This window comes from Leucothrix pacifica (genome assembly GCF_003172875.1).
Lineage (GTDB): Bacteria > Pseudomonadota > Gammaproteobacteria > Thiotrichales > Thiotrichaceae > Leucothrix > Leucothrix pacifica.
Map to the genome: position 1 here is coordinate 17,750 of NZ_QGKM01000003.1, position 25,518 is coordinate 43,267.

23 protein-coding genes and 1 pseudogene are annotated in these 25,518 nt (G+C 45.9%); 6 read left to right on the top strand and 18 right to left on the bottom strand.

Annotated features, from left to right (window positions below; all coding sequences use genetic code 11):
• Positions 1 to 80: 80 nt before the first annotated feature.
• The 5 genes from uxuA to DKW60_RS01105 form a co-directional block, all read right to left on the bottom strand.
• On the bottom strand, positions 81 to 1,262 hold the full coding sequence (uxuA, locus tag DKW60_RS01085) for a mannonate dehydratase (protein WP_109835820.1): 1,182 nt from the start codon (positions 1,260 to 1,262) through the stop codon (positions 81 to 83).
• A 19-nt stretch (positions 1,263 to 1,281) separates the two neighbouring features.
• Positions 1,282 to 2,193: a sugar kinase gene (locus DKW60_RS01090; protein ID WP_109835821.1), complete on the bottom strand. Its 912-nt coding sequence runs from the start codon at positions 2,191 to 2,193 to the stop codon at positions 1,282 to 1,284.
• Between the two features lie 54 nt (positions 2,194 to 2,247).
• Complete coding sequence (locus tag DKW60_RS01095) at positions 2,248 to 2,997, bottom strand: FadR/GntR family transcriptional regulator (protein ID WP_219988596.1); 750 nt, start codon at positions 2,995 to 2,997, stop codon at positions 2,248 to 2,250.
• Between the two features lie 110 nt (positions 2,998 to 3,107).
• A complete protein-coding gene (gene mutM / locus DKW60_RS01100; RefSeq protein ID WP_109835822.1) occupies positions 3,108 to 3,920 on the bottom strand; it encodes a bifunctional DNA-formamidopyrimidine glycosylase/DNA-(apurinic or apyrimidinic site) lyase in 813 nt (270 codons plus the stop codon).
• 2 nt (positions 3,921 to 3,922) lie between these two features.
• Positions 3,923 to 4,432 (bottom strand): DUF4340 domain-containing protein, encoded by a 510-nt coding sequence (locus DKW60_RS01105; protein WP_109835823.1) that lies wholly within the window; start codon positions 4,430 to 4,432, stop codon positions 3,923 to 3,925.
• Between the two features lie 226 nt (positions 4,433 to 4,658).
• On the opposite strand from DKW60_RS01105, the gene phbB reads away from it, so the two are divergent.
• The 3 genes from phbB to DKW60_RS01120 all read left to right on the top strand — a co-directional run bounded on the left by phbB (position 4,659) and on the right by DKW60_RS01120 (position 7,668).
• Positions 4,659 to 5,381, top strand: coding sequence for an acetoacetyl-CoA reductase (gene phbB, locus DKW60_RS01110; protein ID WP_109835824.1), 723 nt, complete (start codon positions 4,659 to 4,661; stop codon positions 5,379 to 5,381).
• Positions 5,382 to 5,605: 224 nt separating this feature from the next.
• Positions 5,606 to 6,310, top strand: coding sequence for a response regulator transcription factor (locus DKW60_RS01115; RefSeq protein ID WP_109835825.1), 705 nt, complete (start codon positions 5,606 to 5,608; stop codon positions 6,308 to 6,310).
• Entirely contained in the window at positions 6,307 to 7,668 is a 1,362-nt protein-coding gene (locus DKW60_RS01120) for an ATP-binding protein (protein WP_109835826.1), read from the top strand. Before DKW60_RS01115 ends, DKW60_RS01120 begins: the two co-directional genes overlap by 4 nt.
• Positions 7,669 to 7,720: 52 nt before the next feature.
• On the opposite strand, the gene DKW60_RS01125 is transcribed toward DKW60_RS01120, so the two are convergent.
• A complete protein-coding gene (locus DKW60_RS01125; RefSeq protein ID WP_109835827.1) occupies positions 7,721 to 8,128 on the bottom strand; it encodes a hypothetical protein in 408 nt (135 codons plus the stop codon).
• A gap of 261 nt (positions 8,129 to 8,389) precedes the next feature.
• Between DKW60_RS01125 and DKW60_RS01130 the strand changes: the two genes are divergently transcribed.
• Entirely contained in the window at positions 8,390 to 8,998 is a 609-nt protein-coding gene (locus DKW60_RS01130) for an SCO family protein (RefSeq protein WP_109835828.1), read from the top strand.
• Positions 8,999 to 9,127: 129 nt separating this feature from the next.
• Positions 9,128 to 11,980, top strand: coding sequence for a response regulator (locus tag DKW60_RS01135; protein ID WP_109835829.1), 2,853 nt, complete (start codon positions 9,128 to 9,130; stop codon positions 11,978 to 11,980).
• A 14-nt stretch (positions 11,981 to 11,994) separates the two neighbouring features.
• On the opposite strand, the gene DKW60_RS24575 is transcribed toward DKW60_RS01135, so the two are convergent.
• The 11 genes and pseudogenes from DKW60_RS24575 to DKW60_RS01185 all read right to left on the bottom strand — a co-directional run bounded on the left by DKW60_RS24575 (position 11,995) and on the right by DKW60_RS01185 (position 21,392).
• On the bottom strand, positions 11,995 to 12,948 hold the full coding sequence (locus DKW60_RS24575; protein WP_342767106.1) for a hypothetical protein: 954 nt from the start codon (positions 12,946 to 12,948) through the stop codon (positions 11,995 to 11,997).
• A 48-nt stretch (positions 12,949 to 12,996) separates the two neighbouring features.
• Positions 12,997 to 13,113: pseudogene (locus tag DKW60_RS24450) on the bottom strand (hypothetical protein); the annotation flags it as partial.
• Between the two features lie 14 nt (positions 13,114 to 13,127).
• A complete protein-coding gene (locus DKW60_RS01145; RefSeq protein WP_109835831.1) occupies positions 13,128 to 13,388 on the bottom strand; it encodes a hypothetical protein in 261 nt (86 codons plus the stop codon).
• A 139-nt stretch (positions 13,389 to 13,527) separates the two neighbouring features.
• Complete coding sequence (locus DKW60_RS01150; RefSeq protein WP_109835832.1) at positions 13,528 to 14,676, bottom strand: deoxyguanosinetriphosphate triphosphohydrolase; 1,149 nt, start codon at positions 14,674 to 14,676, stop codon at positions 13,528 to 13,530.
• Positions 14,673 to 15,746: a 3-dehydroquinate synthase gene (aroB, locus tag DKW60_RS01155; protein WP_109835833.1), complete on the bottom strand. Its 1,074-nt coding sequence runs from the start codon at positions 15,744 to 15,746 to the stop codon at positions 14,673 to 14,675. Before aroB ends, DKW60_RS01150 begins: the two co-directional genes overlap by 4 nt.
• Positions 15,727 to 16,263: a shikimate kinase gene (locus DKW60_RS01160; RefSeq protein ID WP_109835834.1), complete on the bottom strand. Its 537-nt coding sequence runs from the start codon at positions 16,261 to 16,263 to the stop codon at positions 15,727 to 15,729. The genes aroB and DKW60_RS01160 overlap by 20 nt, the downstream gene beginning before the upstream one ends.
• Positions 16,264 to 16,389: 126 nt before the next feature.
• Positions 16,390 to 18,546, bottom strand: a complete 2,157-nt coding sequence (locus DKW60_RS01165) for a type IV pilus secretin PilQ (protein ID WP_146203414.1) — start codon at positions 18,544 to 18,546, stop codon at positions 16,390 to 16,392.
• A 66-nt stretch (positions 18,547 to 18,612) separates the two neighbouring features.
• Positions 18,613 to 19,095 (bottom strand): pilus assembly protein PilP, encoded by a 483-nt coding sequence (locus DKW60_RS01170; RefSeq protein ID WP_245929528.1) that lies wholly within the window; start codon positions 19,093 to 19,095, stop codon positions 18,613 to 18,615.
• Between the two features lie 53 nt (positions 19,096 to 19,148).
• Positions 19,149 to 19,775, bottom strand: a complete 627-nt coding sequence (locus DKW60_RS01175) for a type IV pilus inner membrane component PilO (protein WP_245929529.1) — start codon at positions 19,773 to 19,775, stop codon at positions 19,149 to 19,151.
• Positions 19,765 to 20,343 carry a PilN domain-containing protein gene (locus DKW60_RS01180; protein ID WP_109835836.1) on the bottom strand — a complete coding sequence of 193 codons (579 nt, stop codon included), beginning with the start codon at positions 20,341 to 20,343 and terminating at the stop codon, positions 19,765 to 19,767. The genes DKW60_RS01175 and DKW60_RS01180 overlap by 11 nt, the downstream gene beginning before the upstream one ends.
• On the bottom strand, positions 20,343 to 21,392 hold the full coding sequence (locus DKW60_RS01185; protein WP_109835837.1) for a pilus assembly protein PilM: 1,050 nt from the start codon (positions 21,390 to 21,392) through the stop codon (positions 20,343 to 20,345). Before DKW60_RS01185 ends, DKW60_RS01180 begins: the two co-directional genes overlap by 1 nt.
• A 189-nt stretch (positions 21,393 to 21,581) precedes the next feature.
• Between DKW60_RS01185 and DKW60_RS01190 the strand changes: the two genes are divergently transcribed.
• Positions 21,582 to 24,356 (top strand): penicillin-binding protein 1A, encoded by a 2,775-nt coding sequence (locus DKW60_RS01190; RefSeq protein WP_109835838.1) that lies wholly within the window; start codon positions 21,582 to 21,584, stop codon positions 24,354 to 24,356.
• A gap of 90 nt (positions 24,357 to 24,446) precedes the next feature.
• Here the strand turns inward: DKW60_RS01190 and hemE are convergent, their stop codons facing one another.
• Complete coding sequence (gene hemE, locus DKW60_RS01195; protein WP_109835839.1) at positions 24,447 to 25,514, bottom strand: uroporphyrinogen decarboxylase; 1,068 nt, start codon at positions 25,512 to 25,514, stop codon at positions 24,447 to 24,449.
• Between the last annotated feature and the right edge of the window lie 4 nt (positions 25,515 to 25,518).

Sequence of the window (25,518 nt, forward strand, 5' to 3'; positions counted from 1 at the left end):
AAAATCCCCAGTAACAATGATTGCAGAGCAAGGTTTCACTGGAGATTTATTGCTGATATTTGGAGAATTATCAGTCTTCGCTAAGCGGCCGTCAATCGCTCCACCGCCTGCACCACGCCTCTGAGCTCAGCCATCCCTTTTAAGCGCCCCAGATACGAATATCCCGGATTCACTTGTGACCCTTCCTCAAATACCAGCAAATGCCCATGATCCGGTCTCAGGAAAATGTCATTGCTACGACGCTCATTTGCTTTAGCGTCTTTCTCAGCGGCTAATAAGGCCTGAATAATCGCAATCATGTCCAGATCACCATTCAGGTGCTCCGCTTCATAGAATGAGCCATCACTATCACGACGAACATTTCTGAGATGAGTAAAGTGAATACGGTCAGCATACTTGCCCGCCATTTTCACAAGATCATTATCTGCACGCGCGCCAAAAGACCCCACACAGAAGGTCAGGCCATTGGCCGGACTTTCAACCGCACTAAACAAGAAATCTAAATCCGACTCTGTTGATACAATTCGGGGTAATCCAAACAATGGGAACGGAGGATCATCCGGGTGAATCGCCAGACTGATTCCCTGAGCCTCGGCTGTCGGTGTAACAGCCTCAAGGAATGAAACCAGATTATTTCGCATGTCGTCATCACTAACGTCATCAAAACGAGCGATACGCTTAGCAAACTCACCAGCGCCATGACTTTCTGCGCCACCGGGTAAACCAGCAACGATATTTTTTTCCAATAAGGCGATAGCTTCATCAGACTTTGACTTCAAGCGTTCCTCTGCCAGTGCTAATGTCTCAGCACTATAGTCCTGAGCAGCCGACTCGCGTTTAAGCACGAATACATCATAAGCAACAAAGTCGATCATATCGAAACGTAAAGCAATGCCCTGTCCTTCCAATCGATGATTCAGGTCTGTGCGCGTCCAATCCACCACCGGCATGAAGTTATAGCAGACCGTCTTTACACCAGCCGCACCCAGATTTTCCAGCGTCTGTTTCCATGCCGCGACTTCTTCAGTCGCTCCGGCACCTTTGAGCTTAATCTCATCTGACATCCAGATCGATTCACACACATCCCACGTCAGCCCCGCTGCCTCGATGCATTTTTTGTGCTCGAGAATATCTTCCATCGGCCAAACTTGTCCCGGTGAATAGCCATGCAGTGCCGATACAATCCCTTCACTACCAGCCTGCCGGATATTTTCCAGAGAGATCGGATCGTTCTTACCAAACCAACGCCATGTCTGTCTCATACTGTTTACCTAAAACTGTTTATCCTGCCTGAACCAGCTCGAAGGCGACCAATGCGCCTTTGTTACATACCACGGCTGCCGCACAGCGCTGTGCTACTGCGATGGATTTATCGATATCGCCGGAAGCCATATACTCAGCCAAATAAGCACCGTTAAAAGAATCACCCGCTGCGGTGGTATCAACGACACCCGTGGTTGCTGCAACTGGGTAATAACGATAGCTGTCACCCTCGGCAAATAGCGTATCCTCTTCACCATTCTTAACCACCACCTGACTAACGCCTAACGCTTGATAGCGCTGCGCGGTTGCCATCGGCGTTTCATCACCAAACGTAATTTGCTCATCTTCAAAGCTTGGCATTACCACATCAGAAATTGCCGCAGTGCGCGTGATGACGTCTTTCATTCTTTCTTCGGATATCCACAAACGTGGCCGGATATTAGGGTCAAACACTACGATAGCGTCTTTTTTCAGTGCACCACGCAAGCCCTTTATCAAAGTTTCAGCGGCATCATCCGGTAAAATAGCCATAGTGATACCAGACAAATAGACAACATCAGCTAAGGCAACAGCATCCCACAGTTTACTTGGGTCTTGCATCATCTGTCGTGCGGCAGACGAGTCACGCCAGTAACTAAAAGAACGCTCTGCACCATTAAGGTGTATCTTATACAGTCCGGGCACGCCTCCTTTAATGTGAGGCACATGTGTGGTGGCAATACCTGCACTCTCGACAAATGACAGCAACTCTTTTGAGTTTTCATCATCACCGACTGCCGTGAAAAAAGCAGCTCTTGAATCATTGTTCATTAAGGCACGGGCGTACCATAAGGTATTAAATACATCGCCTGCAAAGCCTTGCTTCCAAAGCTGGTCTCCCATTGATGAAAGTTCCATCATGCATTCGCCAATACCAAGTAATGACTTCATTTATACGTCCTCAGACTATCTTGAATAAGTTGTTAGGAATTATGCTGTGCTCGTTTACGAGCTTGACACTTCACCATCAAACACGCGCTGTCTTGCATTATCAATATGGCGACGCATGGCATCACGCGCAGCAGGTGCATCACCTTCAATGATTGCCTCGATGATCTCACGATGCTCTTGCTGCACCAGCTCCAAACGTGTCTTCGGTTTCATCAGTGATAAGTTTCGCGTCAAGTTCATTCCCGTCAGAATGTTCGCATTCATCGAGGTTCTGGCTGATGCAAAATACTGGTTATCTGAAGCCCGACAGATTGCAAAATGGAACGCTTCATCAGCATCCACACCCAGCTCATTATTTTCAACACAACGGTCCAGCTCTTTAAGCGCCGCTGTCATCAAATCAATATCAGCCTGTGAACGTCGCTTTGCTGCCAAATAGGCCGCCTCGCCTTCAACCGCTGCACGAAACTCAAAGGTTCTCTGAATGTCAGCGATAGACCCCACCGGAGCAAAATCGAGTATTGCCTCATCAGGCCTGCGCTTTACAAAGGAGCCGGAACCTTGGCGTGATACAATCACATCATCTTCACGCAATTGCTTGAGTGCCTGACGCAAAATTGGTCGCGATACTTGCATTTGTTCACTCAGTACGTGCTCGGTGGGAAGCTTATCTCCGACAGCTATTTCCCCCTGAACAATCATAGAAAGCAATCGTTCATAGACACGATCCGACAGGCTACTATCCTTAAATGCCTGCTTCTCTGAGCGATGTGATTTTTCTTGTGATGATTTCATTGGCTCCATCTGGCTTTCCTCTGTCCATGCAGTCAGTATAGTAATTTGTTAATAATTTGTAAATTTAAATTATTGACAATTGCCTGCCATAAAGAGAGATGACTGGTCTTACTAAAAAACTATTTCTGACAGTTACTACAATAAAACGTTGAACGTTGACCTTGCTTGATTTGTTTGATGGGGGCAGCACATAAGCGGCAAGGCTCATTAGTTCGTCCATATACATTCAATTGTTGCTGGAAATAACCTGGCTTACCTTCAGCCTGGACAAAATCCCTCAAAGTAGTCCCACCTTGTGCAATGGCACGAGCAAGCACCTGCTTAATACTCTCCGTTAACTGCACATACCGTGCTTTCGACACCTTGTTCGCAGCACGCTTGGGCGAAATACCAGCCATAAACAGTGACTCACTCGCGTAAATATTACCGACACCTACCACAACCTGCGCATCCATAATGAACTGCTTGACCGCGACCGAACGCTTTTGCGCTGATGCATGCAAATACTCTGCATTAAAAGCATCCGTTAGTGGCTCAGGCCCAAGGTGTTGTATCAACTTGTGTTGTGCGATCGGTTGTTGCGTCCAAAGCACTGCTCCAAATCGTCGCGGGTCATGCAAGCGAATTGACTTACCGGACGCTAATACCAAATCAACGTGATCATGTTTCTCAGGTGCAAGGCCTGCCTCCACAATCCGTAGACTCCCTGACATGCCCAGATGGAGCATTACGGTTCCCGTGTCTGCCTCCAGCAACACATACTTGGCACGCCTCGACACTGTGTTAACCGTTTGCCCAACCAAGTCCTGCAGATCATCCGGAACGGGCCAGCGCAATTGCGCCTGCCTGACTACTACATCACGCACTACCTGCCCTTCTGTATGAGGTGCTATTCCACGGCACGTTGTTTCGACTTCGGGCAATTCAGGCATTGCTATTCCTCAATAAAACCATTAATTCCGCGGCCAAGTAATTCATAGACCACTTCATTCACTAACAAGATGCGCTCATCCACCAAAACATATCGATAATGATTCACAGGGTTTAATTTTCCAAGTGCATATTCTACCTCATTAAAGCGCACCCGTATCGCAGAATCCCCCAAGCCAAAGTCTTCAAGTTGTTTACCAGCTGAGGAATATTCTGCCTGTATCGGTTCGGCTAACAAGGTCGTCAGTTGCTGAAGTGCCTTGGTACTGGCTTTTGCTTTGACTGGCTGCGTAATTAACCAATCCGCACCGTCGGCTTGCATACTAATGATGGGTTGGTCCGGAAGTTTGATACTAATGGAACGCATTAGGTCGCCAACCTTGTCACTATAAAGCGTATCCGGACCACGCTGGTCTTTTTGCAACTGAAGGTAGACCAGCCAAGATAATAAAAGTACGACAATAAACAATAGCAAATTAATGTATCTGCGTTTATTGGTACCAGATTGCTGCATTCTTCTGCCTTTTTTAATAATGATAATTTATCGATCATATCATGACCAAGCCGCTTTTTTGGTGTCTCAGGATAATATTCATAGATTAAACAACCAATTACAGCCGTATTCTATTATTCCGCAGTGCAGCATATAAGTCACTGATTTTTAGACAAATATTCATATATGACCTATAATTAAGGGGCAGATCAAATGCAAATTCTATTAATTCGAAAAGGAGATTCTTATGGGTCGAGTCGCAGTTGTAACAGGTGGCACACGCGGTATCGGTGAAGCCATTTGCTTAAGATTGAAAGATGCAGGCTATACGGTAGCTGCAACCTACGCAGGCAATGACGAGTCTGCAAATGCATTTTCTGAAAAGAACGGTATTGCCGTTTATAAATTTGATGTCAGTGACTTTAGCGCCTGTGAAGCTGGTATCGCGAAAATCGAGGGCGACCTTGGTCCTGTTGAAGTACTTGTCAACAATGCCGGTATCACGCGTGACGGTACAATGCACAAGATGAACTTCGAGCGCTGGAATGAAGTTATCCAAACCAACCTGTCATCTTGCTTCAATATGTGTCGTACAGTTATCGATGGCATGCGTGAGCGTAACTTCGGGCGTATCGTCAATATTGGCTCGGTAAATGGCCGTGCGGGACAATATGGTCAGGTTAACTATGCTGCTGCAAAGTCTGGTATTCATGGTTTTACTAAAGCTTTGGCACTGGAAGGCGCAAGCAAGAACATTACAGTCAACGCAATTGCACCGGGTTATGTGTTAACGGACATGGTGCGCAAGGTTCCACAGGAAATTCTGGACAAGATTATTGCCACAATTCCGGTAGGACGTCTGGGTGATCCTGATGATATTGCGCGTAGTGTGATGTTCCTGATTGAAGATGAAGCGGGCTTCATCACTGGTGCTACTTTAGACATCAATGGCGGGCAACAAATGTACTAAATGATTGTCCGGCCCTTCCGGATAAATCGCAATATAAATACATCGGTAGTTTTCTGGCTGCCGATGTGTTTTAGCTCACACCTCGCACCAACGACCACATTACCGACACCCCTCCCCTGCAGCCTGTAAAGACTTCGTAAAATCCCCCACCCTGTTATCTGATTGCGTTATTATTTTAATCATAACTACTAATCGCGATGCGATTCACACAGGACATGAAGGCTATGACTCAACATAATATTTTACTTGCCGATGACGACATTGTTCTTGCAGAGATGTTGACAGAATACCTGCAAGGAGAAGGCTTTGACGTCACCTTGGTTCACAACGGCGAAGATGCTTTAGAAGCCAGTAAATCCCCTAAGGACATGATCATTCTCGATATCATGATGCCTAAAATGGATGGTCTGGAAGTGCTCAAGGCAGTTCGTCAAACTGACACAGATACACCAGTCATCATGCTAACCGCGCGTGGTGATGATATTGACCGCATACTTGGGCTTGAGCTTGGGGCAGACGACTACATGCCGAAACCGTGCAATCCACGTGAGTTGTTAGCACGGGTAAAGGCTATTTTACGTCGCGCAAGTACTAGTGGCAAAGCATCGTCATCACAGAGTGATTTGCTCAATGTTGGTGATTTGGAAATGAACGTACATAACCGTCAGGCTAAGCTACAGGATGAAGTGTTGATTTTGACACAAACGGAGTTCGACATCCTGCAGCTACTGATGCAATCAGCGGATGAACTGATTACCAAACAGAAAATATCCGAAGATATTCTGGGCAGAAAGCTAGGGGCTTATGATCGTAGCATCGATGTGCACATTAGTAACCTGCGTCGTAAATTATCACAATCAACAATGCTGAATATCCAAACAGTCCGTGGCAGCGGCTACTTATTGAATGTTAAGCGAGACGCTGCATGACACGCTTATTCTTTAAAATTCTAGCGCTGATATTGGTCACCAGCGTGGTTGTCGGTGCCAGTGGTTACGGTCTGATCAAATGGCTGGAACATGAGCGTATCCTGATCTCCCCACAGAATGCACCAAAGGTGCTGGCTGAGCATGTGGTGGAAGCATGGCAACAAGGTCGTATCAATAACTACGCTGAGGAGTTAGAAAAACACGGTACATATTTTGCTTTGTTAGGCGCTGACCGTGAAGTCATATACACCATGCCCGAGTTGCGTCGGTTTGTACAAAACCGCTCACGTTTATTGCAAAGGCGTGATGAGTTTCGACCCTCAAACAATCGCGGCTCACACAGATTTAAACGCCCGGGCGTCCAATTCACCCAGGAAGTAAATACCAGTGATGGTGATACATTCTATGTAATCTCACGCAGTCGTAACCCGCTACATAACTACTTTCCTCAACGTCCCTGGAAACGCTACGCGCAATGGATCGCACTGGGTATAGGTATTTTGTTAGCAAGCTCATTATTGAGCTTCTACATTACCCGCCCCATTCGCAGCTTGCGCAAAACGACACAGTCTCTGGGTCAGCGTGATCTGTCTGCACGCGTTGAGGCCACGGTATCAGAACGTAAGGACGCGATAGGTGAACTCGGTCGTGATTTTGACCGCATGGCACAGCGACTGGATGATACCTTGCGCAACCAGCATCAATTGCTTCGGGATATTTCACATGAGCTGCGCTCGCCACTGGCAAGAATTCAGGTGGCTGGCACACTGGCTGAACAAAAAACCGGAAATAGCGCGGAACTGGAACGCATTGATCGGGAGACCCAAAGGCTGGATGGTTTGATTGAAACGATTCTCCGCCTAACTCGGTTGAATGATATGCCGGAGCTAACGTTTGAACCACTCGACTTATCCGTGCTGATTAACGAAGTAGCCAGAAACGCGCAATATGAGTACCAAAATACGGATAAAACCATTGTCACTAAGCTCTCGGTATTACCAGAGATCAAAGCCGATTATGAGAACCTGAGTAGCGCAATCGAAAACATTGTGCGCAATGCGATGTATTACACCAAGGATGCTAGCGCGGTTACTATTTCAGCCAAGGTGGTTGAGCAAGCGTTGGAAATATGTGTGACGGATCAAGGTCATGGAGTTCCTGAGGAAGATCTCAGTCGCTTGTTTGAGCCGTTCTTCAGAAGTGATGTATCACGTAATGAGAAAACGGGGAGCAATGGAGTGGGGTTGGCGATAACACACCGTATTATCGAGCTTCACAATGGCACTGTGTGGGCTAAAAATATTACGGGCGGAGGTTTAGCGGTAACAATACGCTTGCCATTATCGACGATCAATTGATACCTAGAGCAGCGTTTGTTTTGCACAAACGCTGCCTTTTAAGAGGAACGTCTTATTCTGTTTTAGCGGGTTCCTCAGTCGCTTCTGCAGTCTCCTCAGTGGCTTCGGCTTCTACTGCAGGTGGATTACCATCCTCATCGCAGATTGGCAGTGCAGCCTCTGCCTCAGCAGTTTCTTCTTTTGCTTCATCACCGCCTTCGGCAGGTGCAACTTCTTCGGCTTCCGGTTTATCAGCCTCTTCGGGCTTCGCTTCCACTTCCGCATTACCGTCGGAAGGTACTGTCGCTGCTTCAGCTTCTTCACGAGGAATACACAAACGCGGTGCTTCCATTGACTCAGTCGCTTCGGCGGCCTCCTCTGGTGCTTTGACTTCAGCTGAACTGTGGCTATCAGCCCAGGCGTGAGATCCGAGTACGAAGAGAGCGATGACTGACGTTAGCGCGACTATTTTGTTTTTCATAATATCCATCCTTGGTTATTAGTGATAAGAGTGCCGGAATTATCAACCCGGCAATAGTAGTGACCGGCTGTTTACCAGTTAGTTTTAAGCGATATCGACAGATTGCACTGATAGTTTTTATAGCTATAAATCATGAAGTTCTATTTTACTTTTTACACATCGAAGACTAATGAAAATGTAATCCATACAATACTTTGTTGATTCCTGACTAAGCTTTATAATCTCGCCTTATCCAACAAACCATGTATTCAGGTAAACAGCATGAAACAAATTATTTTTATCCTTTCGGTATTAGCCTTTATCGGTGGTCTTGTTGTTGCTCAGCAATTTCTGTCGAATAAGCAAACGGCAGGAGAAAGTAAGATGACTCCGATTGCGGGGAAAAGCTTTGGAGGAGACTTTACTTTAACGCCAAAGGACGGAAAGCCTGTTTCCCTGAGTGATTATCGTGGAAAGATTGTGGTGCTCTATTTTGGCTACGCCTCATGCCCGGATGTCTGCCCGACTTCTCTGGCGGTGATAGGCTCAGCGATGAGAAGCCTGTCTGATACAGAGCTTGAAGACGTTCAGGGGCTCTTTGTGAGTGTTGATCCTGAGCGGGATAATGGCGAAAAACTTCAGCAGTATGCGGCCTATTTCCATGAAAAATTTGATGGCATTACCGGCACACCGGAAGAGATTCAGAAAGTCGCCCGCCAATACGGCAGCTATTTCGCGAAAGTAGATACTGAATCAGCGATGAGCTACCTGATGGATCACACCTCTACAACCTTCATTATCGGAAGAGATGGTAAATTCGTCAGCTCTCAACCACACGGAGCAAATGCCGCGGCAATTGCTGAAGCGATCCGCGAAGCCCTGAAAGGCTAAGCGAGTAATGATTGGGGTGCATCACTAATCTCTTGGCTCATAACACTTGCCATGATTGTGAAGCTCGTCGATAATTGTTGTAATATTGGGCATAAAAATAACTAAAACCTCCTCACGAGACAACAACACATGCAGCTGCAGCAGAATGAACAAAGTCCGGCCGATGATATATTTACTCGCTACATCGTTTTTATACTGGCCTTATTTTTGATTCTTGGATCTGGCTTTGTACTCTGGCGTAGCTATAACGAAGCCACCAAGCTCAATCAAGCGAGTGCTATTGAAGATACCACTCGCTTCGCTCAATCCGTGGCACAGTTTCGTAACTTCTATTCCAAAACGATCGTTCCCAAGGCGAATGAAGCAGGCCTTGCTGTTACACATGACTATTTAGACCGGGAAAATGCCCTACCACTACCCGCGACATTCGCTAAAGATTTTGGTAGCTTTCTGGAAAGTGAAAATACCGAATATCAAGTACGCCTATACAGTGACAAACCATTTCCCTGGCGGACTAAGACTGACCTTGATGACTTTGAGGTTGCAGCACTTAAAAGCTTGTCAGCTAATCCTGACAGGACTTTTTCAAGAATCGAAACACTCAATGGCACTCAAGTGCTTCGGTTTGCTCAGGCTGATGTGTTGGGTGAAAGCTGCGTTGGTTGTCATAATAATTACACAGGAACACCTAAAAACGATTGGAAAGTCGGGGATGTTCGAGGCGTCTTAGAAATAACCCGTCCGTTAGCTAGCTTTGAATCAGCGGCACAGAAGTCATTACAGCAGTCATTTTTGATTATGCTTGGTGTCGTGCTAGGAATGGTGGCCTTGCTGTTTACCGTGCTAAAACGACTACGAAATTCACTCAAAGCCACGCACTTAGCGCTGACCGATACTAACCTCAGCAATCAGAAAAAGTCACAGGAAATTGAGCGCCGTAAAACCGTTACCAAAACACTGAAAGTCACTGAAGCCAAAATGCGCGCCGTCGTTAACTCAGTCCAGGACGTGATTGTTGCGATCGATCAATACGGTGTTATTACTGATGTGAATTCCGCCGTCGAAAAAGTCTTTGGTTACACTGTAGGTGAACTGGTCGGGCAGAACGTCAACATACTGATGGGCGATGATCACAAACACGCTCATGATGGTTACCTGAAAGCTTACATAAAAACCGGCGAAGAACACATCATTGGGATGCGTCGAGAGCTGTGTGCAGTCCGTAAAGATGGATCACAGTTCCCGATTGAGCTGTCTGTGAATGATGCACGCGTTGATGATGAAATCCTGTTTACGGGAATCATTCGTGACATCACTCACCGTAAAGAAAATGAAAAGAACATTGCAGAAGCCCACCGGGCCGCGGTTGAGTCAGCTAATTTGAAGTCTGAATTTTTAGCTAATATGAGCCATGAAATCCGTACACCCATGAATGGTGTTATCGGGATGACTGAAATGTTGCTTGACTCTAAGCTAAGTCTCGAGCAACGCAACCTGACACGTACGGTGCATGAAAGTGCAGAATCACTACTGGTTATTATCAATGACATTCTGGACTTTTCAAAAATTGAAGCCGGAAAATTAACGATAAAACCGCATGACTTCCAGTTAATTCACATGTTGGAAGCTGTGATTGATTTATTAGCTGAAGAAGCGTCGCGTAAACAAATCAATCTGGCACTATTTGTCGATAAGGATGTGCCGCAAGTCATGGTGAGTGATTCGGGACGCTTACGTCAAATCCTGATTAACCTTTTGGGTAATGCCTTAAAGTTCACCGAACAAGGCTATGTCATCCTCCATTTATCTTCACAAGACGGGCTTATCCGTTTTGATGTCAAAGACAGTGGTAGTGGCATTCCCGAAGAAGCTCAGAAAACCTTGTTCGACGCTTTCTCGCAAGTGGATGGCTCGAGCACTCGTGAACACGGAGGAACAGGCTTAGGTTTGGCGATCTGTCATCAATTGGTTGACCTGCTTGGTGGCGATTTAGCCGTTGAAAGCCAGCAAGGCGAAGGCTCCAACTTCTACTTCAGTCTGCCATCCGGAATCACTGCAAAGGCAGCTGACTCGGCCCACCCCTATATTCAGGCGAATGGCTTGAGCGTATTGATGTATAGCACCGATGCTGTGCTCAACCGTTACCATGAACGGCAAATGCTCGATTGGGACATGAAACCTAAAATGGTGTCCACACTTAATCAGTGCTTTAGTCAGGTTGAAGCGCAACCCTATGACTTGATTGCTATTGATGCTGATAACCTTTATTACGACCCTGAACATCCTCTCGGTGCGCTTAGCCTGATTAAATCAATCAGAGAGGTTAGCACTGCGCAAATCGTTCTGTTTGGCAGCATGCAAAGCTTTATGAGTCTTGAAGCGGTTTCACTGGGTGACAATATTCACTTGATGCAAAAACCACTCAAACACACTGAAATAAAGTTGATTACGGGACAAGAGCCGGAACAGGTCAGTACAGAACCATCGGGGTCATCTGACACCTTAGACACAGAAGTAGCCATCATACCAAGTAGCCCTACTCCGGTCGTCGCTCCAATTTTGTTTGAGCTATTGTTAGCCGAAGACAACAAGGTTAACCAAATGGTTGCTACAACCATGTTGAAAAAGCTGGGCTATCAGGTCGATGTGGTTAACAACGGGCGAGAAGCATTGGAAGCACTCAATGAAAAACCCTATGACCTGATCTTTATGGATTGCCAAATGCCAGTGCTTGATGGCTATGAAGCCACTAAGGAAATACGAAAATTCAGCAGTAGCAACTTACTCAACACGACGCCGGTGATTGCACTCACCGCTCATGCGATGCTGAATAATGATCAGAAATGTTTTGACGCTGGCATGGATGACTTTTTATCTAAGCCTGTACGCGTTAAAGAGATGAAAGAGATTCTTAACAAGTGGCTACCTGTTATGACAGAGCGACGCAGTCAACGACAAGGGATGGCAAACTCTGAATCCTAAGCAGCGTGTGTTTTCTACTGACTTGTCACAATCGCCAGTGCCGGGTCAGTTTGCTTGCCAGATTGCGCGTTAGACAAGGCGTTTGATTTATCGTACAGGACAACCACTTTAGCAGGATCAGATTTGGAAATACCGTCATTGTTATCCAGATAATCAGGTATCCCATCGTTATCATTATCCGCTGATGACCCTTCAAGCTTGGTTAAGCGGCTGTCACCGTCATCATTTGCATCCTGGTAATTAAACACACCATCATTGTCTGTATCCAGCTTATGCTTCAAGGTTTTAGATAGCTGAATTTCTTTGCGTGTCAGAATACCATCATTATCATCGTCAGGATCAAGTGCATCTATCGCACCATCGCGGTCGCTATCTTGTGGTGATTTTAGATCAATGCCGACCTCAAGTGCATCATTCAATCCATCACCATCAGAATCTGCCTTAGATGGATTTAGCCCAAGCGCTAGCTCAATTGCATTACTAAGACCATCACCATCTGAGTCATCGTGCATTTGTACTTTTTTTGCAATGGTTTTGGAGTGAACTACTTCTTTGATTGGCTTCCTCGCTTCAGAATGATTACTGATGCTGATAGCTGGTGCGACTTTATTCTGTACTTTCTGAGCGGGACTCTTTTTTGCGGGCTTTGCTGCGGCAATGTTTCTGTGACTTGTCAGGCCACGAACCGCCTTATCTAAAAAGTCTGCAATTTGATTACGATTGGAGTCTGCAAACGTGAATTGATCGAGAATGCCATCACCGTTTGCATCGACTCCGGAGTGTATATCTGCATCAAAGCGATCATCTACTCGGTCAGAATCTACGTCTTTGAGACTCAATACAACTTCATCACGATCCGGAACACCATCTCCGTCTGAATCTGTATCAAGGTAATTTGCTAAACCGTCACTGTCGGCATCACTGGTTCCTTCATAAACGCTGGGAATACCATCGCCATCATCATCCATATCCAAAATATCAGGACGGCCATCGTTGTCATGATCATAGAGGGACTTTGTTTGCAGGTTAACTTCAGCACCATCAGGAATGCCATCCCCGTCAGTGTCAGTCAGCAGTGACTCTGAACCGATTTTAGTCTCCCAGATATCTGACAAGCCATCGCCATCACTGTCCGGTGTACCAGTTTTTACCGTAAGGTTTTTTTTTCTGCTGAAACAGCACCATTAGAAATGACTGAACTGACTTCTTGATTAAACACAATCTGATTGTTCGTATTGTCCTCTGAAAAAATCTGAGGCGCTTTGTCAGCAAACACTGGAATGACATGAAAACCAATTAGAAATAAAGCGCCACTGGCAACGGCTATGGTTGTAATCGACTTGATTGTGTCTACGAATATATTGAAGTTTTGCTTCTGATTTGAAGCCTTTAGATCTGAGTTTTTCACGGCGTGCCCCTGTGTGAAACTAGGTCAGAACCTGCTTCACTTAATTTTAATTATTCTTGTGTATTAATTTTACACACTTAAAACAAAAAGGCAAGAAAAGACTCACATCCATGTAATACAGGATGGATTTAGAGGTTCTTTAAAGTAGGTTTCCACTCATCGAAAACAAGCGATCATATTCCTTAATCGCAAAACGGTCAGTCATGCCAGCGATATAGTCTGCAACTACTCTGGCATAATCCGCCTCACCACCGGACAGCTTAGCTTCTTTAGCGTAGGCCTGATGTTCAGGAGGTAACAAACGCACATCATTGATGAACGCTTCGAATAAGGATTCGATAATCCGGTGCGCTTTGCGAGTCATGCGATAGACTTTGTGATGAAAATAAAGGTTCTCTCGCAAGAATTTTTTCATCAAGCGACTTTGTGTAAACATCTCATCACTAAATCGGATCAAGGCTTCAGAATGCGATCTGACGTCTTCTATCGTTTCAATATTTGCATTACTGATCAGTTCACGACTGGTTTCAACCAAATCCACGACCTGCTCTCCGATCATACGGCGAATGGTTTCATGCACACTACGGTTTTCATCTAAGTCAGGGTATTTCCATTTGACCTGATCGTAATGCACGGCAAACAAGTCCGTTTCGCGAAGTTGCTCAACCGTTATTAAGCCTGAGCGGATACCATCATCGATGTCATGATTATTGTATGCGATCTGATCTGAAATATTGGTTAGTTGAGCTTCCAGACTCGGTTGAGTCTTATCTAAAAAGCGCTTAGCAACTGACCCAAGCTCTTTGGCATTTTTTAATGCACAGTGTTTTAGGAGCCCCTCGCGTGTTTCAAATGTGAGGTTCAAGCCGGGAAACTCTGCGTACTTTGTTTCTAAGTGATCCACTACACGCAGCGACTGCAGATTGTGCTCAAAGCCACCAAACGGTTTCATACAGGCATTAAGCGCATCCTGCCCTGCGTGACCAAACGGGGTATGACCCAAATCATGCGCTAACGCAATGGCTTCCGTGAGATCCTCATTGAGCTGAAGTGTACGGGCAATGGATCGGGCAATCTGTGCCACTTCCATCGAGTGCGTCAAGCGCGTTCGGTATAAATCACCCTCGTGATTGACAAATACCTGCGTTTTGTATTCCAGTCGGCGAAAGCCTGTGGAGTGAATGATTCGGTCGCGGTCACGCTGATATTCCGTGCGGAAAGTGGGTGTAGGCTCAGGATATTGCCTGCCCTGACTCGTCTCAACCTTTGCCGCGTAACTCGCTATCATTGTCGCTCCAACACCGCTCTGAGTGCCTGTGGGTCATAATCACTCGTCAATACACCTTCACCTAACTGACGCAGTAGCACCAAGCTAAGCACACCATCCTGCACTTTCTTGTCCCTGGACATATGCTGCATAAACTCATCCGCTGATAATGAAGCAGGTGGCTCGACCGGTAAATTAGCTTTTAAGAATATGTTTTTTACAAACTCAAGGTCGTCTGCACTCAACCAACCCATGTTATGAGACAACTCTGCAGCCATGACGGTACCGGTTGCTACCGCCTCGCCATGTAACCAATTACCGTATCCCATCCCTGTTTCAATGGCGTGACCAAAAGTATGACCCAAATTAAGCAAGGCTCGTTGTCCAGCTTCGCGTTCGTCTGCAGCCACTACCCGGGCTTTATTTTGACAGGATCTGTAGATTGCATAACTCAGCGCATCAGTCTCTCTCGCCATCAGTGCTGACATGTTCTTAGTCAACCAGTCTAGAAATTCTGGGTCACCTATCAATCCGTACTTAATGACCTCTGCTAGACCTGCACTCAACTCACGGTCATCCAGTGTCGATAAGGTATCGGTATCAATCAACACACATTGTGGCTGATAAAAAGCACCGATCATGTTCTTACCCATCGGATGATTGACGCCCGTCTTTCCGCCGACTGATGAATCAACCATCGACAATAATGTCGTCGGGATCTGAATAAAATTCACTCCACGTTGATAGCAAGCCGCAGCAAAACCACCCATGTCCCCTACAACACCGCCTCCCAGTGCCAATAATGTGGTTCTGCGATCACATTGGTTTTCCAGCATGCTACTGAAGATTTGATCCAATACTTCCAGTGTCTTAAATTTTTCACCATCCGGTAAGGTGACCTGACAGTTCTTAAGCCCTTGTAAATTCTGCTGCACTTTATCCATATACAAAGGCGCGACCGTTTCATTACTCACTGTAACCGTGCTTTTACCTTTGATAAAAGGAGTGATTAATTCAGGCTTACTCAGCAAGCCAGGACCTATGTAGATTGGATAACTTCGGTCGCCTAAATCAACGGTTAGCGTTTGCATTGCGTCGCTCCTTTTTAATTGCCTGCTCAATACGGTGAATCACGATGCCTACTTTCTGATTGCCAGTGCGAATGACGATATCCGCTGCTTCTAAATAAGCAGGTTCGCGCTCAGCTAACAGGTCTCTTAGAGTCTGTAGGGGATTATCGGTTTGCATGAGTGGTCGCGCCTGGTCATGCTTGATGCGGGAGTAGAGACGCTCCGCGGAGGTTCTGAGATAGATAACGCAGCCTGTTTTGGCAATGACTTCACGATTCTCGGGACGAATCAAACTTCCACCGCCCGTTGCGATTACGCATCCATCGTAGTGACTTAATTCGCGCAGGGTATCCGTTTCTCTGTCACGAAAGCCTTGTTCGCCTTCAATATCGAAAATCGTTGAGATTGGCACGCCAGTCTTCTCAACAATCACACGATCAGAATCATAAAAGTCTAATTTTAAACGACGTGCTAGTTGACGGCCTACTGTTGACTTTCCAGCCCCCATCAGACCAACCAGATAAATATTTCGCTTCACAGGCTTCGAGCCACTCTATGCTACTTTAACGTTGTCTATTCTAAACGCTACAGCAATTGATTGCATGAAATGATTACGCGGAATTCAAGGATGCAAGTGAATTCCGCGCAAATACCTGTGTACAGCTTAGTTCATGATTTTCGGCGTAACAAAGATCAACAGCTCTCGCTTGTCATTACTCTTCACATTCTTCTGGAACAACTTCCCAAGGTACGGCAGATCACTAAGTACTGGTACTTTAGTCGTGTCATTCTGATTTGTTTCTTCGTGAACACCACCTAGTACCACCGTTTGCCCGTTATCAACCAATACCTGCGTTGTAATCTCACGAGTGTTAATGCTTGGTACACCTGAGTACACTTCACCAACTGTGTCTTGGTTCACTTTAAGATCCATGATGACATGCTCATCGGGTGTAACTTGCGGAGTTACTTCAAGACTTAGTACAGCCTTTTTAAATGATACACTGGTTGCACCACTTGAGCTGGCTTGTAGGTAAGGAATATCAACACCCTGCTCAATGACAGCCTTTTTCTTATCCGCTGTCACTACACGAGGTGTTGAAACAACATCACCTTTACTCTCAGCCTGAAGCGCAGAAAGCTCAAGATCCAGTAGATAATCTTTAGCTAATAACGAGAAGCCCAGTGAACCAGCCGCTCCAACAACCGGAAGATTAACATTCAGACGGTCATCAAGCCCTGGTACTTCAATACTCGTACCTGAAGCCATGTTGTCTGCAATGCTACTTGTTGATCCCAGGGAGCCTGAGGTAATTCCGCCACTGCTACCAATCTTTGTGACACCAAAGCGTGTACCCAGCTCCTTACCGAAGTTATCGCTAGCTATAACAATACGTGCCTCAACAGAGACTTGGCGAACCGGCACATCAAGGCTCTTCACCATGTTACGCACTTGGTCTACTCGTGATACTGTATCTTGTACTAACAAAGTATTGGTTCGGGTATCGACCGAAACGTTACCTCGGTCAGACAACATTGATGAATTTTTACCGTTGGTTTGGGAGTTAATCAGTGCCAACATTTCATCCGCTTTTGCGAAGTTCACAGAAATGTATTCCGTCACCAATGGCTCTAGTGCTTTCTTGCGCTCTAGTGCCTGAAGCTCTTGCTGCTCTTTAGCTTGCAACTCCACCGCTGGTGCAACCCAGATAACATTACCGTTACTACGCATGGCCAGTGCTTTTGATTCTAATACGATATCCAGCGCCTGATCCCATGGAACCGACTTCAGACGTAACGTGATGTTACCTTTTACGCTGTCGCTCACCACTATATTTTTATCGGTGAAATCAGCCAATAACTGCAATACCGAACGCACTTCAATATCTTGAAAGTTTAATGATAATGGCTTGCCTTTGTATTTCTTTTGCACAGGTTTTAGTGGATCAACAGGTTGTTCCTTACGCTGTACTTTTCCCATCGTAATGACGTATTGATTACCCTCACGACTAATTTTGTGCTCAAACGCAGTATTAGCAATAAGCTTAACCAGTGCATCCGCACCTTTGCGTTCAATATCGATGTACGACACAGGTGTAGCAAAATCCAGAACATTCAGACGCTTGCGTGGCTCTTTCGTTGCGGCATCACTGATTTTAACCATCAGAATGTTGCCATTTTTAGTAGCCGTCACTTTTGTTGCAGGATGTGGTAATTTAATAATTGCTTTACCACTGCCATCAGAATGACGGCGAAAATCAATTGGTGCCAACTGGCGAACAGTAACAGGACGCTGAACAGGTCTGATAGGTGCTTGAGAAGCAGGTCTCGGAATATAGTTACTTGCTTGTGCCTGTTGCGAGACAGCACGTTGCACGACCGCAGGTCCCTGGCGGTTTTGCTGTGCGACCTGAGCATCACCCGAGGCCGCGCCATGTCGACTAAAAGTAACGACAACTTGTGAGCCCTGAACCGATGTTTTATAGCGCGCTTGCTGAGTCAACGAGACCATGACTCTGAGCTTACCGCTACCCTTAGCCATTCGGACGCTCTTTACATACGGAGATTTTATCAGTTGCTTACGGACACCCATCGCAGAGTCAGCGTCAGCAAAGTCCAAAACAACCATGCTAGGCTGAGGCATGGCAAAACTCGCGGGCGCTCTTACTGCAGAGTCAAAAAAGAATCTTAGCTGAGTACTGGCATTCCCCTGACTCACTGCATCAACCTTCTGTAGTCGCGCAGCAGCATAGCTATCTGCGGACATTAATAATCCCAGCGGAAGCGCTATTGTGGTCATTAGACGCGTTATTGTTTTCATGTTCGGACCTATTTATTTTTATTCGTTTTTTAGTCAGTCGTTTATTGCTCTGATGTCTTGCTATGTTTACTGGGCGAGAAGGAGTTTATTTTCTCTTTCTTTATAGCTTCCAAGTCCATTCGAAACTGTTTCAGACAACTGAATTTCCCCTTCCAGAACAGCCCGGATCTTTCCATAATTCTGTCCCAGGTAGTTGCCTTTTTTGACACTTTGCACACCACCATCAGGGATCTTGATTAACGCCCACAAGTGATTATCTTTCTGTACCGTTCCTACCATTCTCAGGCTGTCCAAAGGAAAACCTTCAAGAAACTCTTTAACTCGTGTCGTATCAACACTAATCCCTGTATCAACAACCGGAACCTCATTCGGTGCCAACATCGACACATCAAAAGGATCCTTATCATTCTCAGGATACACATACCGAAGATAAGGTTTAACCTCTGGTATCGGCTCAATCTCACGAGCTTGTTTGGCCCGGTGATGTTCAAAGTACACGTCCAAATCTGACGTATCCTTAATACAACCTACTAAAACGACAGGACTCATGAGTGCTACGACGGATAGCCGCAGTACACGTTGAAATCGATTAATATTACACATTAGCTGCCTGCCTCCTCATTCTCATCAAGATATCGGTACGTGGTGATGGTTGCTTCCATAGTTAAACGGAATGCCACCTGCTTTTTCTTTTCTTCTTTAGCCACCTTTTCTGGCGCCAGACGAATATCCGAAATCGTTACGATACGAGGCAAACCTGAAATATCACTTACAAACGCAGCGAGCTGGTTATAAGTACCATTCGCTTTTAACATGATCGGCTTTTCAGCATAGAACTCTTTTTGCTGCTCAGGCTTCGGCTGAAATAATTCAATTTCTAAACCATTCGACAAACCTTTCTCCGAAATATCCAGAATCAAACCAGGGATTTCTGTTCCACTTGGTAATTGCTTCATTAACGAACCAAAGGAGTGTTGCATTTCCTTTAACTGTGTGCGGTAAGCGGGCAACTGGTTAGCTCGTGCCTGCTTGCTTTCAAAGGTCGTCCTCAATGTTGATTCTTTCGATACATGTCCATCTAACTCAGCCATCTTATCGACAATGACAAGCTTATAACCCATGAACAGAACCAATCCGCATACTGCAACAATCGCAATAATTTTTACTGGTAGTGACACATTAGCCGGATCATCGATTAGGCTATTTAATTCTTGTAGATCAATTGCCATTGTCAGAATCTCCTTCACCACCTGGCTTCAATAACTGAGTTACGCTCAAACTGAAGTTTCTTAAGCGATCCGTCTTTTCACGAGTATCAATCGAAATAATGTTTAGTGCCGATGAACTCAGCCAGGGTGACATATCCAAACGATTCATATAACTGGATACCCGAGCATTAGATTCGGCTTTACCTTCTAATTTGATTTTGGTTTTCTTCTGCTCAAGGCTCGTTAAGTACATACCTTTTGGTAGGGACTTCACCATCTCATCAAATAAGTGCACGATCCCAGGACGGGTAGACTGTAATCCTTCGATAATCGTAATACGATCCAGTAGTGCTTTACGGGTCACATCCAGCTTCTTGATCTCCGCGATGGTCTTATCCAGTGTTTTGATTTCAGCCTGAAGGTACTTGTTTCGATTGTCTTGCTTATTGATTTGGTCTTGATAGAAGCTAAAGACGCCAAATACAGTACTTGCTGCGACCACAATCGCACCAACAACCATGACGACAAATTTCTTCTGACTCTCTTTTCTGGCGGCTTCACGCCATGGTAATAAATTTAATCCTGCCATTAGAGAAGCCCTCGCAATGCTAGACCGGTTGATACCAACATCGCCGGTATATCACTGGTGAATCGCGCCGGATTTACCCGTGAGTTAAGGACAATGTTGGAGAATGGGTTAGCAAGTGTCGTTGCAATACCGGTCGCATCCTGAATTTGCTCATCAATACCCGGAATACTGGCACAACCACCTGATAGCAAAACCTTATCGACACTCCCCTGCTGCGTAGACGCATGATAGAACTGGAGGAATCGCTGTACCTGCCGAACCATGTTGTCCCGGAAAGGATCGAGCACCTCAGGAATATAGCCTTCCGGCAAATTACCGTTTTTCTTGGCAAGACCTGCCTCAGAATATGGCAGACCGTAGCGTTGCATGATTTCTTCGGTCAGCTGTTTACCTCCGAATGCCTGCTCACGTGAGAATACCACCCGGCCATTTTCAAACACGTTTACACCCGTCATCGACGAACCAAAGTCGACCAGGGCAACCGTGCTGTGTTTGACAACATCATCAACCAGCGTACTAAACAGCAGCTCAATCGCATGAGACTCTAAATCAACAATGTCGACATTCAGCCCCGCCATTTCCGCAGCTGCCAAACGAATTTCAACATTTTCTGTACGGGTAGCCGCTAATAATACATCGATCATTTCAGGTGCCTGAGATGAAGGCCCTAACACTTCGAAGTCAAAATTGACCTCTTCCATCGGATAAGGGATGTATTGCTCAGCCTCCAGAGTAACCTGTGCTTCCATCTCAGATGCAGGTATGGAGGCAGGCATCGCGATGACCTTATTAACAGCCATAGATGATGGTATACCCAGTGCACAACGACGAGTTTTTGTTCGACTTTGCTTGAGCACACGCTTTATTGCTTCACCGACCGGATCTGCTTCGACGATATCACGTTCGTATGCCGCACCTTCTGGTAGCGATGCAACGCCGTAACTGTCTACACGATAGGTACCACCTTTTTGAGAGAGCTCAATGAGCTTGACTGCCGAGGAACTAATATCAATCCCAAGGAGACCACCTTTTTTGTTGAAAGAAAACACCGAATGAATACCACCGTATTATTTTTATTGTTATATACTCACAGCTGAGCCGGAGTTTAGATTTATAGCTCAATGGTAGCGACAAGCAAAAAAATAGTCTACCCTCAACCATCTGATTGAGCGACTCTCTAGACAGACGGTTAGAGCTTACTCATTATCACTAAGCCGCTGTTAATACACGATTAAGACATGTCTACTATTATAAAATTTTTCTTTAAAAACGTCTTCTCACCCGCTGTAGTACTGTTTTCTATAGGCGCCATTTTCTTTACCGCACTGTACTTTTATTACGAGCCCAACCTCCCCAGAACTGAACAACTGAGGTCGACACAATTACAACTACCCATTCAGGTTTATAGTAAAGAAAATCAATTGATCGCTGAGTTTGGGCAGTTCCGTCGTCGTCCTGTGACGATTGAAGAAGTGCCTGACAATATGGTCAATGCCTTCATCGCCATTGAGGATGCACGCTTCAGAGATCACAAAGGTGTAGATGTTCGTGGTATCGCGCGTGCCGCATTTACAGCCATTAAGAATCGTTCTGTGTCACAGGGCGCTAGTACTATTACCATGCAGCTGGCGCGAAACCTCTTCCTGACATCAGAAAGAACAGCGGACCGTAAACTCAAAGAGATGTTCCTGGCGTTCAAAATCGAAAAAGAGTTCACCAAAGAAGAAATACTGGAACTGTATCTCAACAAAATTTTCTTAGGTAATCGCGCCTATGGTGTAGGCTCCGCAGCCGAGATTTATTACGGTAAAAAGCTGTCAGACCTAACGCTGGCGCAAAATGCCATGATTGCTGGTCTCCCAAAAGCACCTTCTCGCTACAATCCGATTAAACGTCCTAAGCGCGCCAAAATACGTCGTGACTACATACTTCTGCGGATGCAAGAACAAGGCTACATTACAGAAGCACAGTATAAAGAAGCATTGGCTGAGGATATCTCAGCGAAGGTTTATCAGGTTGAGGCAGAGACCTACGCTCCCTACATCGCTGAAATGGCACGCGCGCAGGCAGAAGAGCGTTATGGCGTTGAAAACATGTACACACTGGGCCTCAAGATCTACACAACACTCGATAGCCGGCAACAAGATGTTGCCCTGAAAACGGTCCGCAAACACTTAATCGACTACAGCCGTCGACATGGCTATCGTGGCCCCATTGAAAATCTTGATCTTCGTAAATTCAGCGACGAAACCAGTCGCCAAAAGCAATTAAAGTCTTATAAAAACTATCAAGATATCACGCCTGCTATCGTACTGGAGAGTAACTCAGAGACTGCTATCTTACAGCACCGTGATAGCCTGACACCGGTTGAACTGGAATTGAAACAAGTCAGCTGGGCGAGGGCCTACAAATCTGAAAACAGACGTGGGCCGGCCATAAAAAAGGTTAACGAAGTCCTGAAGAAAGGCGATGTAGTTTGGCTAGGCCAGAATGATGAAAAGGTCTGGGAGCTCAGTCAACTCCCCAAAGTCACCGGAGCACTAACCGTAGTAAATCCAAGAGACGGTGCAATAGAGGCAATGGTCGGTGGTTTCGACTTCACCTATAGTAAGTTTAACCGTGCAGTACAAGCAAAGCGCCAACCCGGCTCTAGCTTCAAACCATTTGTGTATAGCTCTGCACTCGCCACTGGTGAATATTCGCCTGCCAGCGTGATTGTGGATGAAGAAATCGTCATCCCCGGCAGTACATGGGCTCCTCAAAACTACGATGAGAAATACCATGGCCCCACTCCGCTTCGGGAAGCACTAAAAAAGTCACGCAACATCGTGTCGATAAAGCTGCTTCAGGCAGTTGGTATTGAACAAGCAACAACCTATGCCCGTCGTTTTGGTTTTACAGACCCCGCCTTACCTCAGGACTTAACCTTATCGCTTGGTACTGGCTCAGTTACACCTCTGGAAATGGCAACGGCCTATGCCACGTTTGCAAATGGTGGTTTCAAGGTCAATAACTACTACATTCGTGAAATACTGGATAAAGATGACCGTGTTCTTTTCAAACACAAACCTGACACGGTTTGTACACAGTGTCCTAATCCAAAACTCACAGAGCTTGATGCACCCAACATGCCAACAAGCATCAATGGCAACCCCGTCGCCAAGCGTATTATGGAGCCATATGTTCATTATCAGATTACCAGCATGTTACGCGATGTTGCGAGATCCGGAACAGCATCCAGAGCAAGCCGCATTCTGAAACGTAATGACTTAGCAGGTAAAACAGGAACAACAAATGACCAGCGTGATGCATGGTTCTTAGGATTCACACCCAGAAAAGTCACTGCGGTTTGGGTTGGTTTTGATAATTTAGCCAAACTTGGACGTGGTGAGACCTCTACCAGAGCGGCCGTTCCTTTATGGATCGATTTTATGCAAGAGGCTTTAAAAGGCACTTCTGACGCCAAGTGGCAGCCTGCTCCTAAGGGTATGACGCAAGCTGTTTTTGATATCAGAAATGGATTACCTCCTTCTGAGTTGACAACCGATACGGTATCTGAACTTGTCATTGGCTCACAGATTCCAACCGAGGAAGAAATCTTAGCGTACCGTGAATTACATCCTGAAGAGTTTTTGGTAACTGCAGAAGATCAGGCACGAGAACGACAGAATCAACGATTGAGAGCTGAGTACCAACAACAAGTCGATAATTACAACCGTCGGGTGGCCGCAAGACAAAAAGAGATTGCCCGTCTGGCATCAATCGGCAGTAGCTATGTACCGCCAGAGCTTGGCCCACCACCCGATGTACCAGAAGAATTAGCAAAACTGATGGAACGTGATCGCATTCTGGCACTCAAGCGTTCCGAAGCGGGTGTGACACTACCTGAAGGAGCTGCAGCAGCTGACCCAACAACGGTAAATGCTCAACCTGCGGAAAACCAAGCACTGACAGAAGATGAAAAGTTAATGGAGATGATTCGCCAATTTAACAATTCATTGCAAAGCAATTAGTCAACGATCCCGATCGCACATACTTTTTCAGATACAAAAAAGCCTGAGTATTATCTCAGGCTTTCTCACAGTTATGATTTTATTTGGGCTTTAAGCCTTACGCCCGAATTCATGCACACTGTCTACTAAAACTTTTAGGTGATCGGGATTAACGTGTTGATGTATTCCGTGTCCTAAATTGAACACATGCCCCGTCTGTTTATCACCAAAGTCTGACAACACACGCTTTACTTCAGTTTGTATTGTCTGCGCATCGGCATACAAAACGGAAGGATCCATATTACCCTGAAGCGCGACTTTATCACCTACCTCAGTAACGACTTCTTTCAAATCAATTGTCCAATCAACACCCATCGCGTCGCAACCCGTTGCCGCAATGTGTTGCGCCCAACGACCACCATTTTTGGTAAACAACGTTACCGGGACGGTTCGGCCGTCTGCTTCACGTTGCAGCCCATCGACAATTTTAGCCATGTAATTCAAAGAGAATTCACGATAAACATGAGGGCTGAGTACGCCACCCCATGTATCAAATACCATGACTGATTGCGCACCAGCTGCAATTTGTGCGTTTAAATAAAGGATTACACTGTCTGCGATTTTATCCAACATCGCATGCAGTGTTTTCGGGTCACTGTAGAGCATCCCTTTCACTTTAGAGAAGTCTTTACTACTGCCACCCTCAACCATATAAGTAGCCAATGTCCAGGGACTACCAGAAAAGCCAATCAGTGGCACTCTGCCGTCGAGCGCTTTCCGTATGGTTCTAACCGCGTCGGTGACGTAAGAAAGTTCAAGCTCAGGATCCGGAACAGGCAGCGCTTCAACATCTGCTGCAGTGCGAATCGTCTTCTCGAACTTCGGGCCTTCACCCTCTGCAAAATACAACCCTAAGCCCATTGCATCAGGAATGGTTAAAATATCCGAAAACAGGATTGCCGCATCAAGATCAAATCGCTCCAGAGGCTGCAATGTTACTTCACATGCCAACTCCGGGTTTGTACATAAATTCATAAAGCTACCGGCTTGCTTCCGCAATGCACGATACTCTGGTAAGTAACGTCCCGCCTGACGCATGATCCATACGGGTGTTGTATCCACTGGCTGCTGTAATAAAGCACGTAAATAACGGTCGTTTTTTAGCTCAGAAGTTGGCATACAA

Bases quoted from the DNA above. Each gene is read 5' to 3' on its own strand.
- phbB (WP_109835824.1), top strand. From the start codon at position 4,659: ATGGGTCGAGTCGCAGTTGTAACAGGTGGCACACGCGGTATCGGTGAA.
- DKW60_RS01190 (WP_109835838.1), top strand. From the start codon at position 21,582: ATGTCTACTATTATAAAATTTTTCTTTAAAAACGTCTTCTCACCCGCT.
- DKW60_RS01115 (WP_109835825.1), top strand. From the start codon at position 5,606: ATGACTCAACATAATATTTTACTTGCCGATGACGACATTGTTCTTGCA.
- hemE (WP_109835839.1), bottom strand. From the start codon at position 25,514: ATGCCAACTTCTGAGCTAAAAAACGACCGTTATTTACGTGCTTTATTA.
- DKW60_RS01165 (WP_146203414.1), bottom strand. From the start codon at position 18,546: ATGAAAACAATAACGCGTCTAATGACCACAATAGCGCTTCCGCTGGGA.
- DKW60_RS01170 (WP_245929528.1), bottom strand. From the start codon at position 19,095: ATGAGTCCTGTCGTTTTAGTAGGTTGTATTAAGGATACGTCAGATTTG.
- DKW60_RS01090 (WP_109835821.1), bottom strand. From the start codon at position 2,193: ATGAAGTCATTACTTGGTATTGGCGAATGCATGATGGAACTTTCATCA.
- DKW60_RS01150 (WP_109835832.1), bottom strand. From the start codon at position 14,676: ATGATAGCGAGTTACGCGGCAAAGGTTGAGACGAGTCAGGGCAGGCAA.
- DKW60_RS01095 (WP_219988596.1), bottom strand. From the start codon at position 2,997: ATGGAGCCAATGAAATCATCACAAGAAAAATCACATCGCTCAGAGAAG.
- DKW60_RS01130 (WP_109835828.1), top strand. From the start codon at position 8,390: ATGAAACAAATTATTTTTATCCTTTCGGTATTAGCCTTTATCGGTGGT.
- aroB (WP_109835833.1), bottom strand. From the start codon at position 15,746: ATGCAAACGCTAACCGTTGATTTAGGCGACCGAAGTTATCCAATCTAC.
- DKW60_RS24575 (WP_342767106.1), bottom strand. From the start codon at position 12,948: ATGGATGATGATGGCGATGGTATTCCCAGCGTTTATGAAGGAACCAGT.
- DKW60_RS01175 (WP_245929529.1), bottom strand. From the start codon at position 19,775: ATGGCAATTGATCTACAAGAATTAAATAGCCTAATCGATGATCCGGCT.
- DKW60_RS01135 (WP_109835829.1), top strand. From the start codon at position 9,128: ATGCAGCTGCAGCAGAATGAACAAAGTCCGGCCGATGATATATTTACT.
- uxuA (WP_109835820.1), bottom strand. From the start codon at position 1,262: ATGAGACAGACATGGCGTTGGTTTGGTAAGAACGATCCGATCTCTCTG.
- DKW60_RS01125 (WP_109835827.1), bottom strand. From the start codon at position 8,128: ATGAAAAACAAAATAGTCGCGCTAACGTCAGTCATCGCTCTCTTCGTA.
- DKW60_RS01180 (WP_109835836.1), bottom strand. From the start codon at position 20,343: ATGGCAGGATTAAATTTATTACCATGGCGTGAAGCCGCCAGAAAAGAG.
- DKW60_RS01105 (WP_109835823.1), bottom strand. From the start codon at position 4,432: ATGCAGCAATCTGGTACCAATAAACGCAGATACATTAATTTGCTATTG.
- DKW60_RS01120 (WP_109835826.1), top strand. From the start codon at position 6,307: ATGACACGCTTATTCTTTAAAATTCTAGCGCTGATATTGGTCACCAGC.
- mutM (WP_109835822.1), bottom strand. From the start codon at position 3,920: ATGCCTGAATTGCCCGAAGTCGAAACAACGTGCCGTGGAATAGCACCT.